The organism is Streptomyces sp. LN549 (genome assembly GCF_043203805.1).
Classification (GTDB): Bacteria; Actinomycetota; Actinomycetes; order Streptomycetales; family Streptomycetaceae; genus Streptomyces.
In genome coordinates this window covers 7,088,832-7,103,625 of the sequence record NZ_JAZHRI010000002.1, presented here as the reverse complement: position 1 = coordinate 7,103,625, position 14,794 = coordinate 7,088,832, and the positions used below count along the sequence as shown (strand labels likewise).

Below are 14,794 nucleotides of genomic sequence, written 5' to 3'. Positions count from 1 at the left end.
GAGGGTGGCGGCACGCTCCTGGGCGTGCCCCGCAGCAGTGCCATCCCGCACCCTGGAGGAGAGCCATCGTGCCTCGTACCATCCGGGACGTCGTCTTCGTCGACGGCGTCCGCACCCCGTTCGGCAAAGCGGGCCCGAAGGGCATCTACCACGAGACCCGCGCCGACGATCTCGTCGTGAAGGCCATCCGGGAGCTGCTGCGCCGCAACCCGGACCTGGACCCCGCCAAGATCGACGAGGTCGCCATCGCCGCGACCACCCAGATCGGCGACCAGGGCCTCACGCTCGGCCGCACCGCCGGAATCCTGGCCGGGCTGCCGCAGTCGGTCCCCGGTTACTCCATCGACCGCATGTGTGCGGGCGCCCTGACCGCCGTCACCTCGACGGCCGGCTCCATCGCCTTCGGCGCGTACGACGTCGTCGTCGCCGGCGGTGTCGAGCACATGGGCCGCCACCCGATGGGCGAGGGCGTGGACCCGAACCCGCGCTTCGTATCGGAGAAGCTGGTCGACGAGTCCGCCCTGTTCATGGGCATGACCGCGGAGAACCTGCACGACCGTTACCCCACGATCACCAAGCAGCGTGCCGACGAGTACGCGGTGCGTTCGCAGGAGAAGGCCGCCAAGGCGTACGCCAACGGCAAGATCCAGCAGGACCTGGTGCCGGTCTCCGTGCGCCGTACCAACCCCGAGGCAGGCGAGACGGGCTGGGGCCTGGTCACCGCCGACGAGCCGATGCGTCCGGGCACCACGATGGAGTCCCTCGCCGGTCTGAAGACCCCGTTCCGCGCCCACGGCCGCGTGACGGCCGGTAACGCCGCGGGTCTCAACGACGGCGCCACCGCCTCGCTGCTCGCTGCCGAGGACGTCGCCCGCGAGCTGGGCCTCCCGGTCAAGATGCGCCTCGTGTCGTACGCCTTCGCGGGCGTCGAGCCGGAGGTCATGGGCTACGGCCCGATCCCGGCGACGGAGAAGGCCCTCTCCAAGGCCGGCCTCTCCATCTCCGACATCGGTCTCTTCGAGATCAACGAGGCGTTCGCCGTGCAGGTGCTCGCCTTCCTGGAGCACTACGGCATCGCCGACGACGACGCCCGCGTCAACCAGTACGGCGGCGCGATCGCCTACGGCCACCCGCTGGCCTCCTCCGGTGTCCGGCTGATGACCCAGCTGGCCCGCCAGTTCGAGGAGCAGCCGGAGGTCCGCTACGGCCTGACGACCATGTGCGTCGGCTTCGGCATGGGCGCCACGGTCATCTGGGAGAACCCGAATTTCGACGGAGGCAGCAAGTGAGCTCCACCACTGAGCTTCTGAAGGGTGCGGCCGAGCTGTTCCCCGGCGAGGTCGTCACCCAGGCGCACGTACGCCACCTGGACCTGCCGGCCGGTGCGGGCCGTTTCGCCCTCATCACGCTGGACAACGGCCTGGACCACACCAAGCCGACCACCTTCGGACCGCAGTCGCTGGCGAACCTGAACGCCGCGATCGACCAGGTCGAGAAGGAGGCCGCCGAGGGCACCGTCACCGGTATCGGCATCACCGGCAAGCCGTTCATCTTCGCGGTAGGCGCCGACCTCAAGGGCGTCGAGCTGCTGAAGGAGCACAAGGACGCGCTCGCCATCGGCAAGGGCGGCCACGACGTCTTCCGCCGCCTTTCCGGTCTCGCGGTCCCGACTTTCGCGTACTACAACGGCGCGGCCATGGGCGGCGGTGTCGAGGTCGGTCTGCACTGCTCGTACCGCACCGTCTCCAAGGCGCTGCCCGCGTTCTCGCTGCCCGAGGTCTTCCTCGGTCTGGTCCCCGGCTGGGGCGGCTGCGCGCTGCTTCCCAACCTGATCGGCGCCGACCGCGCCGTCTCGGTGATCATCGAGAACTCGCTGAACCAGAACCGCCAGCTCAAGGGCAAGCAGGTCTTCGAGCTCGGGATCGCCGACGCCCTCTTCGAGGGCGCCGACTTCCTGGAGCAGTCGCTGATCTGGACCGCGAACGTGCTGAACGGCACGGTCACGGTGGAGCGCCCCGAGGTCGACCGCGGTGACGCCTGGGACCAGGCCGTCGCCCGTGGCAAGGCCATCGCCGACTCCAAGGTGCACGGCGCCGCCCCGGCCGCGTACCGCGCGCTGGACATCATCGCCGCGGCCAAGGACGGCGACCTGGGTGCCGGCTTCGACCGCGAGGACCAGGCCCTGGCGGACCTGATCATGGGCGGCGAGCTGCGCTCCGGGATCTACTCGTTCAACCTGGTCCAGAAGCGTGCCAAGCGCCCGGCCGGCGCCCCGGACAAGGCCCTGGCCCGTCCGGTCACCAAGGTCGGTGTGGTGGGCGCGGGCCTGATGGCCTCGCAGCTCGCCCTGCTGTTCCTGCGCCGCCTGGAGGTGCCGGTCGTCCTGACCGACATCGACCAGGCGCGGGTCGACAAGGGTGTGGGCTATGTCCACGCCGAGATCGAGAAGCTGCTCGGCAAGGGCCGCATCAACCAGGACAAGGCCAACCGCCTGAAGGCCCTGGTCTCCGGCGTGCTGGACAAGGCGGCGGGCTTCTCCGACGCCGACTTCATCATCGAGGCGGTCTTCGAGGAGATCGGCGTCAAGCAGCAGGTGTTCGCGGAGGTCGAGGCGGTCGCCCCGGCGCACGCGATCCTCGCCACCAACACCTCGTCGCTCTCGGTGACCGAGATGGCGTCGAAGCTGAAGAACCCCGAGCGGGTCGTCGGCTTCCACTTCTTCAACCCGGTCGCGATCCTCCCGCTCCTGGAGATCGTCCGCGGCGAGCAGACCGACGACGCCTCGCTGGCCACGGCCTTCGGTGTCGCGCGGAAGCTCAAGAAGACCGCGGTGCTGGTGAAGGACGCCCCCGCGTTCGTCGTCAACCGCATCCTGACCCGCTTCATGGGCGAGATCCAGAACGTCATCGACGAGGGCACCCCGGTCGAGGTCGCGGAGAAGGCCATCGAGCCGCTCGGCCTGCCGATGTCCCCGCTGGTGCTCCTGGAACTGGTCGGCCCGGCGATCGGCCTGCACGTCTCCGAGACCCTGAACCGCGCCTTCCCGGAGCGCTTCACCGTCTCCGAGAACCTGGCGGCCGTGGTCAAGGCCGGCAAGCGCGGCTTCTACGTCTACGACTCCGGCAAGCCGGAGCTGGACCCGGAGGTCGCCGCACTCCTGAAGCAGGGCGATGTCGTCCTGTCCGAGGAGCAGGTCCGTGACCGCGTCCTGGACGCGGTGGCGCAGGAGATCGGTCTGATGCTGGACGAGGGCGTCGTCGCCGAGGCCCAGGACATCGACCTCTGCCTGATCACCGGCGCGGGCTGGCCCTTCCACCTGGGCGGCATCACGCCGTACCTGGACCGCGAGGGCGTCTCCGAGCGGGTCAACGGCAAGAAGTTCCTCGCGCAGGGCGTGGCGAGCGTTCCGGCGTAACACCGACACGGTGAACGTGACGAGGGCCGTAGGGGATCGCTCCCCTACGGCCCTCGTTGTTTTGGCCTCGCCCTGTCAGCAGCCGGCCTGCTAGCGGATGCCCTCTTCCTGTACGAACTCGCCCAGCCAGGCACGGAAGTCCGGGCCCAGGTCCTCGCGCTCGCAGGCCAGCCGGACGACCGCACGCAGATAGTCGCCGCGGTCCCCGGTGTCGTAGCGGCGACCGCCGAAGACCACCGCATGCACGGGACCACCGAGCGCCGGATCGAGGGCCAGCCGGCGCAGGGCGTCGGTCAGCTGGATCTCACCGCCGCGGCCCGGCGGGGTCCTGCGCAGGATCTCGAAGATCTGCGGAGCGAGGACGTACCGCCCGATCACGGCGAGATTGCTGGGCGCGGTGCCGGGCTCGGGCTTCTCCACGAGATCCGTGACGGCCAGGACGTCGCCTGCCCCATCGTCCGAGGGGGCCACGGCTGCGCATCCGTACAGGTGCGTCCGGTCGTCCTCGACCTCCATGAGCGCCACGACGCTACCGCCACGCTGCTCCTGGACCTCCAGCATCCGGGCGAGCAGCGGATCGCGTTCGTCGATGAGGTCGTCGCCGAGCAACACCGCGAACGGGGCGTCACCGACATGCGGTTCGGCGCAGAGGACGGCGTGGCCCAGGCCGAGCGGGTTGCCCTGACGCACGTAGTGGACGTCGGCCAGGTCGCTCGACTCACGGACCTGGCGCAGCTTGTCGGTGTCACCCTTCAACTCCAGCAGATGCTCCAGTTCGTAGGCACGGTCGAAGTGGTCCTCCAGGGCCCGCTTGTTCCGGCCGGTGACCATGAGCACGTCGTCGAGTCCGCTGCGAACGGCCTCCGCCACCACGTACTCGATGGCGGGCTGGTCCACGACCGGGAGCATCTCCTTGGGAGTCGCCTTGGTCGCGGGGAGGAAACGGGTGCCAAGACCCGCGGCCGGGATGACGGCCTTGCGGGTTCGGCGGTGGTGCGTAGGCATGAACGTGTACTCCACAGCGGGCTGCGTATATGACGATGTGACAGGACGGAGGCCCGGAGCCGGGCCCGAGCCCGGAGATCCAGGGCCGGAGAGAACGGGTGTCAGGCCTTGTCGGGCCTGACGGTGAAGGACAGCTCGTTGCCGGGCGTGAAGAAGACCTTTCCGCGAGCCGGGCCCTGCGTCGGGTGGTGCCAGCGCTGTGTGGGATAGACGTCGATCCGCTTGCGCTCCAGGATGTCGTCGAAGAAGCGCGCCAGCCGGATACGCGGTTGACCGGGTTCACGCTCCAGCCACAGGTCCCAGTCGTCGTGGCCGCCCGACGAGCCGGCGACCACTCCGGCGAACGGCAGATGCGCCTCGAAGACGCCGTCCTGACCCACGGAAACCGGGCCCGACACGGTGGACGCGGCACTCCCCTTGCGGGGCACGGCCCCCAGCCGCAGCCCGGAGAGGTCGGTGCCCGGCGGAGCGACCAGGCCGCCGCGCACGATCCAGCCGTCCTGCCCCACGAGCACGGCATGCACCTCGGCATGCTCCACGCGATGACGGACGAAGACCGACAGATGGCCGTCCGCGGTGCGGTAGGGCACGGGCCAGTACGCCGGACCTGCCGCCGGGATCCGGCGGACCAGCAGACCACCGGTGTGGACGCCCTCCACGGCGAGCGGCCGGCGTTGCCCGTCCGGCAGCTCCAGGTCGAGGTCATAACGGCCCTCGGCGAGGACCGGCGGTTCGGCGGGGACCGCGTACACCGACCGCAGAGTGCCCGTCGCCTCGTCCACCGACGTCCCGAGGGCAGCCAGCCTGACCAGCGTCTCGGCCCTGCGCGGGGTGACACACAGCGCGGGGGGCTCCGCGCCGGGCTGCAACAGGACGCGGACCTCGATGGCGCCGTCGCCGCGCACCAGTACCTCCGCCGGGACACCGGACGGGACTGCGGCCGGGGTTGCGGCAGTACGTTCCTTCGGAACCGAGGCCGTCACATCCCGCAGGAACGCGTCGTAGCGGAACGCGATCTGCTCGGCGCTGTAGAGCGGGGCGGTGGCGTAGGCGCCCTGGGACAGCTTCTCCCGCTCGGCCGGCTGTTCGATGAGGTAGCGCATCGCCTGGGCCATGGCCTCCTCGTCACCGACCGGCACCAGGATGCCGTTGTGGCCCGGGACGACGATCTCGCCGGGACCGAAGGGCGCATCGGCCGCGAGAACCGGAAGCCCGTGGTGCATGGCCTCCACCATGGTCAGTCCGAAGGACTCGCGGCGGGCCGCGCTCACCGCGAACGCGGCCTTGTCCCACTCGGCCGTGAGGTCGGGCAGCGCGCCCATGAGACGGATGGCGTCGCTCAGCCCGTGCGCGTGCACGAGGTCCTGCAGGCGTGCGTGCTCGGACCCGCGGCCGACAATGCGCAGCCGCCACTGCGGGTGGTGCGGGGCCACCTGGGCGAACGCGTTGATCAGCGTGTCGAAGCCCTTGCGGGGCACGAGTTGTCCCGCGGCGGCGATCAGCGGCAGGCCGCGCACCGGGGCGTGCCGGGCCGGCGCCGGCACGATGTTGCCGATGCCGGCGAGCAGGGGCGCCCGGTCGCCCAGCTGTCGCTGGTAGTTGTTCATATCGGCCCGGGTGAGGCAGACGACACCGTCCATCTCGCGGTACAGCTCCAGCGTGCGCTCGCGCAGCTCCTGGGAGGGCACCATCGAGCCCTCGTGGTCGATGACCACGCGTCCGTAGCCGTGCCGTCCATGGGCGATGAAGTACGCGGCGAACGTCGGCCGGGCAGCGATCACGACATCGGCGCCGCACCTCCCGAGGTGACCGAGGATCAGGTCATCGACCTCCTGGGTGTACTCGTCGGCCCAGTCGTCCTCTCGCGGCATGATCCGGGACGGTTTGCCGCCCTTGGCCTTCGCCGCCGCCTCACGCCGGTCGGCCAGGTAGCGCACGGTCACGTCGCCGGACGGCTGGAAGGACGGCCGGTCCGCCGAACGGAAGACCGAGACGATCTCCACCTCGTGGTGGACCGCCAGCGCGGAGGCCAGGCTGCTGGTCGCCCGCGCCACTCCGCCGAAGTTGTCGATGCTGTGGAGCAGGAAGGAGATCCGCACAAGTGTCCTCTGGGATTCTCGAGGTCCGTAAGGGCCGCGGTCAGTGATGCTCGGTCACCACGAGCGAGAGTTCGTTGTCCGCGGTGAAGTAGGGGCGCAGTCCGACGACGGCACGGCCGACGTCGGGGCCGAACAGATCCGGCGGCTCCTCCCGCACCAGCTCCGGCAAGCGCTGCACATCGCGCCTCACCACCTGGTCGTCGGCGATGCGCGCCACCCTGACCGGCTCGCCGCCGCTGCTGTCGGTGAGCAGCACGTCCCAGTTCTCGCGCATGAGCAGCCGGGCCCTCATGACCTCTTCCATGTTCAACTCCGCGCCGAACCAGCCGTCTTCGAAGCGCACCCGACCGGCTGCCAGCGTGCGCACGGGCTCCTGGCGGCGACGCAGCAGCAGCATCGGCTCGCCGCCGAGCTGCCACTCCCCCTGCAGCCAGCCCGTCAGCCACAGGCTCGTGTCGCTGTAGTCGACGGTCACCAGCTCGGCATGGCTCGGCCGGGACCAGACACGCAGACGCAGAAAGCCGCCCTCGGTCGCGTACGGCAGCACCCAGTGGAAGAGGTCCAGGTCGCTCAGGTGTCCGACGTCGCGTGCACCGCCGAGCGTGCACCGCCCGTAGCGCAGGCGTCTCTCCTTGCCCCTGCCGTCCACCACGTAGAAGTCGGCGCGGCCCTCGCCCAGCACGGCGAGCGCGCGGGCGTCGACATGGGCCCGGGTCCCACCGCTCTCGACGGCGAAGTCGACCACTTCCTCGCGGGCCTTGCCCTGCTCCTTGACGCGCACGGTGCGGGCGCCGGACACGCCCCGCACGGTGACCTCCCATGCGCCGTCCGGCAGTACCCGGCAGTCAGCGGTGGGGAGGGGGCGGTCCTCGGCGGGCGCGCCGCCGCCCGGGCGCCGCCCCTTGCCCCAGCGGCCGCGCGCGCCGGCCTTGACCGCCCTGAACAGTTCCTCGTACGCGTCGCCGACCTGCTCCGCGCCTGCGGACTGTGCGGTCCGCAGGGCCTGGGCCCGGTGCGCGGAGCGCAGTCGCTCGTCCGCCATGTAGCGCTCCAGGGCGCGGGCCGTGGCATCGACGTCACCGACCGGCACCAGCAGTCCGCCGTGACCGTCGACGAGCACCTCGGGAGCTCCGCAGGGCACCTCCGTGGCGACCACGGGCGTGGCCTGGGCGAGCGCCTCCAGCGCCGGACGGGCGCTGTCCATGCGCTCCGCGGTCACCAGGGCGATGTCGGCGTCGTAGAAGTCCTCTTCGCCGGCCTCTCGGTCGAACAGCAGCACATGGTCATGGAGTCCCAGCGCGGTGACCAGTTCGCGGGTCTCACGGCGCAGCGGACCGGTGCCGAACACTCTGAGCTGCCAGCCCGGTTGAGCCTCGCGGGTCCGGGCGAAGGCGTGCAGAGCCAAGTCGACGCGCCGGTGCGAGACCAGCCGTCCGGCGCTGATCACCACACCCGTCGTCGGTTTGTCCGGGCTCTCGGCAAGCAGCACCGGCTCAGGGATGTGGCGCACCCCGACGCCGGCGGCGCGCAGCGCCTGGTACTCGGGGGCGGCGGCGTCGCCCTGGGTGAGCGGGACGACCGCGTCCAGTTCGCGGTAGAGCTCGGTCCAGCGGGCTCGCACCGACTCCGGGAGCCGCTCGACGGGTGCCGGCTGGCGGGCGATGCGCCGCGCGTGGGGTACGCGGCACTGGGCCAGGACCGCGCCGAGCGCGGAGCTGAGGGCGACCACCACGTCGGCGCCGCTCGCGGTCAGGTGCTTTCTGAGTCTTCCGTCGTCGGCGCGGTTGTAGCGCCGGAACTCGGGGTCACCGGCGATGACGAGCTGTGAGGTGTTGTCGTCGTCCCGGTCGCCGGCCGCGACCGAGGGGGCCAGGGCCAGGACGGCGACGTTCTCCGGGAGCCGCAGCGCCGGGTGCGGTGCGGCGGCGCCTCGCGCGGTGACGACGGTCACCCGGTGCCTGGCAACGAGGGACTGGGCGAGGCGGGCGGCCGCCCGCGCGCCGATGGAATCGGTGGCCAGGGTATGGACCAGGATCTCGATGTTCATGGCTCAGGCCGCCGTCTTCTCGTACGGGCTCGGCACCGGGTAGAACGCCTCGAGGAATCGGTGGAGCAGCTCGCTCTGGTGCTCGATCTCGGCGGGGTCGCTCGCGGAGTCGTTGAGGCAGAAGGTGTCCCGGTCCCGGCGCAGCAGCAGCAGTTCCAGCTTGTGCTCCAGCTCGGGGTCGTCCAGCGCGAAGTAGCCGTACCGGAGGTCGCCGGGCAGGCTGCGCCCGGAGTAGTAGCTGTAGTAGTGGTGCAGCGAGGAGGCTATGGACAGGTCGGAGATACTCCGCACGGCGCTGGCGGAGGTGCGCCGGTGCTCTTCGGGGAAGTCCTGTTCGATGGCGGTGAGGATGTCCCGGTTGAGCGCGTACGGCACGTGCTTCATCTTCTGTACGAGCGTGCGGCCGAACCGCTCCTGGATGAGCCGGCGGTTGTTCTTCGCGGCGACCGAGGTGGGCACCTCGTCGGGCTCCGGGGGGCCGTAGGGGACCTGTGCCGGGGACGGGAAGAACTTGGCGATGCCGTTCGGGTGGAAGAACGCGGAGGGGGTGAGGGTCCGCCCGATGAACATGTCGTCGTTGAAGTAGACGAAGTGGCGCGACAGTCCGGGGATGTGGTGCAGCCTGGACTCGATCGCATGGCTGTTGAAGGTGGGCAGGTGGGAGGGATCGTCGAAGATCTCCCGGTGGTCCACCACCCGGGCCCTGCCGTCGCCGGCGGCCCACCAGTGCGGAATCTGCTGGTCGGTGACGATGTAGATGTTCCGCACCCACGGCATGAACATGCGCACCGAGCGAAGGCTGTACTTCAGCTCGTCGCGGGAGACGTAACGGGCCAGGCTGGCCGCCTCCGCGTGGAAGACCTCACCGCGGCTCTCGGCGCGGCGCCGTTGCCAGGCCGGGTCGTCGCCGTCCACCCACGTGTACACGACGTCGATGGGGAAGGGGTGCTCGTCGGGGAAGAGGATGTCCAGTTCGGGGCGGGTCTGGGTCGGGCGCAGCGGCGGGACCTCGGACTCGTGGGCCCGGCCCACGAGTCTGGTCATCTGCTCCCCGGGGACGACAACCTGCCGGCGGTCGAGGGAGACGTGCTCGCTGGCGCGGTTGCGGCGGGGTGCGACGAGGCGGTCGGCTCCCTGGCCGGGCACGCTCTCCCCGGGCTCCCAGAACTCGATGTCGCAGCCCGTGTCGGCACCATGTGTCAGGTGCCCTTCCTCCGTGGTGCGGAACCAGAAGGCGCGCACGACGGACAGGCCCTTCGCCCGTTCCCAGGTCTTGTCCGAGGAGCCCTCCCACGCGCCGTCGCCGGGGGCCATCCCGGCCTTGGGGCGGGCGATGTAGCCCTTGCTGCCGGACAGGCGGGCGCGTAGCGCCGCCAGGGCCTGGGGGCGTCGACGCGCGTCGACGCCGACCGCGGAGGCGGTGTCGTCGAGGCCCGGCACCGCGAACCAGTCGATCCGCTCGGCTTCCAGGGCGCGACGGACTTCCAGGTTGTTCAGCTCACGCGCGGCGAGCGGCGTGAGACGGTCGTGCACCAGCGCGACACGCTTGTGCATGTCCACGATGACCTGCCGCTCCGTACGGCTCCCGCGCAGTCGCGGCGGCGTGGGCTCCGGGCGAGGGCCGGTGCCCATGGAGGTCTCGCCAGCCGTTTGTCGGCTGGAGGTGTCAAACACGCGGTTCACTTTCGTTACGGGGGATGGGTGCTGCGGCAGGAGGAGCGGTTCGCTCACCGTCTGATCTCGGCCTTCCCTGACCGGCTCACGTTGCGGTACTCGTCCGAATCCACCCGCTCGAAGCGGCTGGGGACGGGGAAGTACGCGTCGAGAAAGCTTCTGACCATGTGTTCCTGGGCCTCCGGGTCGGGATGCTCGACGGTGTCGTTCAGGCAGAACGTGTCGAAGTTCCGGTGAGCGAGAAGGTTGTCCAGACGGCGCCGGGCCTGGTCGGCGGCGAGGTCGATGTACTGGTAGCGCAGGTTCCCGGTGGTTGTACGGCCGGTGTGGAAGCCGTAGTAGTGGTGCAGGGACGAGGCGATCGGGACGTCCTCGGGGGACCGGAACCGGGAGTGCTGGGTGCGGTGGTGCTCCTCGCTGTAGACCAGCTCGATGTCGGCGAGGATGCTGCGGCGCAAGGGATGCGGGGTGTGCTTCATCTTCTGCGCGATACGGGTGCCGAAGGACCGCTCGATCAGTGCCCGGCTGTTCTTGCCCGCCGCGTTCACCGGCAGGTCGTCCGCGTCCGCGGGGCCGCTCGGTATGAGCGCCTTGGACTGGAAGAACTTGGTCAGGCCATTGGTGTGGAAGAAGCGTTCGGCGGCGAGCGGGCGGCCGAAGAACACATCGTCGTTGAGGTAGAGGAAGTGCTCCGACAGGCCGTCGATGTGGTGCAACTGGCTTTCGATGGCGTGTGAGTTGAACGTGGGCAGAGCAGCGGCGTCCGAGAAGATCTCGCGGTGGTCGACGACCTGGAGGCCTGGGGCGTCGGTGTCCAGCCAGCTGGGCATCTGTCCGGCGGTGACCAGATAGACGGTGCGGACCCAGGGTGCGTACTGGTGCAGGGAGCGCAGGGAGTAGCGCAGTTCGTCGCGGCTGGTGAAACGCGCGTCGTTGGCTGCCTGGGCATGCAGGGCCTGAGGCGTGCCGCCCATCCGTCCCGAGCGGACGGCGTCGCGTTCGGCGCTCCACTTGGGGTCGGAGTCGTCGACCCAGGTGTAGACGACGTCGATGGGGAAGAGGTGGTCCTCTGCCAGGGGTTGGGTGAACTCGGCTACGGTACGCGCGCTACCCGTGGTGTAGGCGCCGGGCACCAGAGCGAACAGGGCTTGCGGGACGGTGTGGCGTGGTGCGTCGACCGGCACCTCTTCAACCACCCGGTTGGGACGGGGTGCCTCCAGCCTGCCCTCCCGTTCCGTCCAGAACTCCAGGTCACAGCCTTGATCAGCGCCGTAGACGAGCTCCTGTGTGGGGTCGGTGACGTACCAGGCGACCCGGAGGGCGTCGTGCCTGCGCAGTTGGCGCCAGGACTTGCCGTCGTCGCCGGGTCGCATGCCCGACTCCGATGCGGTGGCCGCGCCCACGTAGCCCGGAGTCTGTTCGAAGGCGATCTGGAGCATCTCCTGGGCCGACTCGCGCAGCCCGGCGGGCACCGCGACCGTCGGGACGTCCTGCGTGGCACCGCGGACACAGAAGTACTCGATGCCCCCGGCCTCCAGGGCGGCGATGAGGATGTGCAGGTTACGGGCCCGGGCAGCCCACGCCGTGGCGCCCTCCACGAGCAGGGCGTGCATGTGCCGGCCCTTGACGCGCACCACCCGGCGCGTGGAGGCCGCACTGTGCCGGGGCGCGTTGCGGCGGCCGCCCATCGCCCAGACGACGGTCGCCGAACGGACGGCGTCGACGGAGGTGAACGAGGACTTCACGGCGGAGCGCAGCGGGGCCGGCACCTTGCGGACGATGCCCCTTCGCGCGCCCACCGGCATGACGGACCGGTACGCCGAAACCAGCGATCCCGCCTCCGGATTACCGGAACCGACCACGAGGCATCCACCACCCACGCCACTGCGGTCCAGCGCCTGCCGCCACCAGGCACCCCCTCGTGCCCGGACGACGGACGGTATGAGACCGAAACCTGTCATCCCCATGGAGACCGCCCCACTGAACGGTCACACCTGCTCACCCGTAGGCAAGTCACAGAACCTTCACATAAAGAGCCGATCAACGTCCAGCCAGAAAGTCGGACATACACGGCGAATGCTCGTGATGAATCCCACCGAGCGCTCGTACAACCTTTTACGACTTCACGAGAACGCCACATGGAATCGAGGTGACACACCGGTGTCGCCCAGCGCTCCAGAACGTGCCGTCAGATCACAGCCGGTGCCAGTGCGGCGAGAGCGTGAGCCCCGCGCCCGCATCCTGGCGGACGACGGACACCGCTCCGTCCCGCCCGCGAACCGCCACGACGACGCGACCGTGACCGTCGACAGCGAGCGCGGGATCACCGACGCACTCCTCGGTGGTGTCGGACCACCAGACGCCGCCCTGCTCCCCCTCGGTACCGCAGAGCCCGATCAACAGCGTGCCGCCCGCCCCGCGTTGCGCGAGAACCGTGCAGTCATGGCCGTCGAGCGTGGTGCGCAAGGCCACGACGGCGCCGTCCCCGGGCTGTCCGCCGACCGGCACGGGCCAGGTGCCCTCCCGGTAGGAGACGACCCCCGTCCTGTTCGCATCGGTCCAGTAGTAGGTGAGCCGGCCGGGCGCCGTCTCCAGCGCCGCCGTGGAACCCGCCAGCGCATGGAACGGCAAGGGCGGAGCGATCAGCAGCGGGCCGTCCGGTTCACCCTGACGCCACTGCTGCGCCCCGCGATCGCTGGGCGCGAAGACCTCCACGAGCCCGCCCGAGGTCACCGACGGCACGATCTCGGCGGCGAGCCCGGCGCCCTTGAGGTCCTGCCAGGCTCCCCACTTGCCGCCCTTCCCTTCGCGGCGCACCTGCAGCCCCCGACCCGCGTTGCGCGCGAAGACGAAGAGCGTCCCCTGCGCGTCGACGGCCCCGGCCGGTGCACCGGCCTTCCGCCCCTCCTCCCGGTCACGGTGGAAGTTGCCGAGGGAACGCCATGCGGTGACGGGACGGCCGGTCTGGTACTGCACGGCGTGCACGAAGTCCACGCCGGGCCCGTCGGAGCCACCGCGCTCGCGCCGCCCGAGGAAGTGCACATACGAGTCGGCACCCTGAACGACGGTGAGGTCCGTCAGGTCCGCGATCGACACGAAGTCCGGGCCGTCCCACCGGTCCCCGCCCGGGCTCCGCTGCGTCCAGCGCAGCAGACCGCTGTCCGTGCGGGCGTAGAGCGTGAGCCTGCCGTCCTTGCCGAGCGGCATCCAGCGGCCACGCGGCGTACCGCAGACCTGGTGGTTCTCGGACGACGGGGCGAGAGGGCGGGAGTTGCTCGCGGAGTCCGATCCTCTTCTCCGCATGACCCGTGACACCCTCTCTGCTTCACCGGTTCTCCATCATGCCCACACAGGGCCGACAACATCATATGCTCAGCGTCGTGCCGCCCCGGCAGGTCATCGACGCCTCACACCCGGTCGCTCACCGGCCCGGTCAGAGCTCGCGCCACTGCTCGAAGCTCAGCCCCGGCCCGTCCGTCTGCCGCGCCACGCGCGGGGCGCCGTCCGTACCGACCACCGCCATCACCACGCGCCCCTGGGCATCGTGGATCAGGACCGGAGTGGTCAGGCAGGGCACTCCGGTGTCGGACCACCACACGCCGTCGGCCTCCTTCTCGGTCACCCCGACGCCGACGATCGCGCAGCCGTTCACGCCGCGATGGGCCAGCACCGTGCAGTCGAAGCCGTCCAGGACCGTGCGGATCACGGCCTGCGCGCCGTCGCCCGGGGCGCCGCCGAGGGGCATGGGCCCGGCATCGGCACGGTAGGCCACGACACCGCCGGCCGGATCGGTCCCGTAGTACGTGGCACGGCCCGGGGCCGTCTCCAGTACGGCCGGCGAGCCGGGCGTCAGCGTGATCCCCAAGCGCTCGGCCCCGCCCCATTTGCCGCCGGGCTCCGCCTGCTGCCAGTGCAGCGCGCCCTCGTCCGTCGCGGCGAGGACCGTGACGCATCCGGAGCTGAGCGCGACCACGGCGGGTTCACCCTTGACGTGCTTGCCGTGCAGGACTCCCCAGACACCCCATTTGCCGCCGGGCTTCTCCCGGAGCAACCTCATGCCGCCGTGCCCGTCGCGGACAGCGATGTGCAACTCGCCGGGCCGGCTGACGACGGCAACGGGAGCACCGAGCGCACCGCCCCGGTGGTCCTCCTTGTGCGGGGTGCCCAACGGTTGCCAGGCCGAAGCGGGGCGGCCCGTCTGATACTGGATCGCGTGCACGATGTCGACGTGGACGTCGCCGTCGGCCGCGGTCCGTTCACGGCGGCCGACGAAGTGCACATAGGCGTCGGCGCTCTGCGTCACGGACAGATGTGTGAGGCGCGGTGTCGGCACGTCGTCCGGAGCGCCCCATTCAGGGCCTCCAGGACGGCTCTCGGTCCAGCGCCGCAACCCGCCGTCGGCGGCGGCGTACGCGGTGAGCCTGCCGTCCTTCCCCCGGGTGAGCCAGATACCGCGGAGCGCCTCGGCTTCAGGCACGGCCTTCGACGTCGCGCGGGCATCCTGTCCGGGCATGGTCTGCGATCACCTTTCCGAGAGCTGACTTCTGACGCCTC

Annotated in this window: 9 protein-coding genes; 2 read left to right on the top strand and 7 right to left on the bottom strand. The window is 70.5% G+C overall.

All coding sequences use genetic code 11. The features are described 5' to 3' along the window. Positions 1-68: 68 nt before the first annotated feature. Together SH922_RS31750 and SH922_RS31745 are read left to right on the top strand one after the other, a co-directional pair. On the top strand, positions 69-1,289 hold the full coding sequence (locus tag SH922_RS31750) for a thiolase family protein (RefSeq protein ID WP_393061903.1): 1,221 nt from the start codon (positions 69-71) through the stop codon (positions 1,287-1,289). Next, positions 1,286-3,415: a 3-hydroxyacyl-CoA dehydrogenase NAD-binding domain-containing protein gene (locus SH922_RS31745; RefSeq protein WP_393061901.1), complete on the top strand. Its 2,130-nt coding sequence runs from the start codon at positions 1,286-1,288 to the stop codon at positions 3,413-3,415. The genes SH922_RS31750 and SH922_RS31745 overlap by 4 nt, the downstream gene beginning before the upstream one ends. Positions 3,416-3,505: 90 nt before the next feature. On the opposite strand, the gene galU is transcribed toward SH922_RS31745, so the two are convergent. The 7 genes from galU to SH922_RS31710 form a co-directional block, all read right to left on the bottom strand. Further along, positions 3,506-4,420: a UTP--glucose-1-phosphate uridylyltransferase GalU gene (galU, locus tag SH922_RS31740; protein WP_393061899.1), complete on the bottom strand. Its 915-nt coding sequence runs from the start codon at positions 4,418-4,420 to the stop codon at positions 3,506-3,508. 101 nt (positions 4,421-4,521) lie between these two features. After that, the gene (locus SH922_RS31735) at positions 4,522-6,519 is read right to left on the bottom strand and encodes a glycosyltransferase (protein ID WP_393061897.1); all 1,998 of its coding nucleotides are present in this window, start codon (positions 6,517-6,519) and stop codon (positions 4,522-4,524) included. A gap of 40 nt (positions 6,520-6,559) precedes the next feature. Next, positions 6,560-8,566, bottom strand: coding sequence for a glycosyltransferase (locus tag SH922_RS31730; protein WP_393061895.1), 2,007 nt, complete (start codon positions 8,564-8,566; stop codon positions 6,560-6,562). A gap of 3 nt (positions 8,567-8,569) precedes the next feature. Further along, entirely contained in the window at positions 8,570-10,198 is a 1,629-nt protein-coding gene (locus SH922_RS31725; protein WP_393061893.1) for a stealth family protein, read from the bottom strand. A 95-nt stretch (positions 10,199-10,293) separates the two neighbouring features. Continuing rightward, positions 10,294-12,045 (bottom strand): stealth family protein, encoded by a 1,752-nt coding sequence (locus SH922_RS31720; RefSeq protein ID WP_393061891.1) that lies wholly within the window; start codon positions 12,043-12,045, stop codon positions 10,294-10,296. A gap of 388 nt (positions 12,046-12,433) precedes the next feature. Continuing rightward, positions 12,434-13,543: a hypothetical protein gene (locus tag SH922_RS31715; protein WP_393061890.1), complete on the bottom strand. Its 1,110-nt coding sequence runs from the start codon at positions 13,541-13,543 to the stop codon at positions 12,434-12,436. Between the two features lie 130 nt (positions 13,544-13,673). Continuing rightward, a complete protein-coding gene (locus tag SH922_RS31710) occupies positions 13,674-14,753 on the bottom strand; it encodes a hypothetical protein (RefSeq protein ID WP_393061888.1) in 1,080 nt (359 codons plus the stop codon). Positions 14,754-14,794 lie beyond the last annotated feature (41 nt).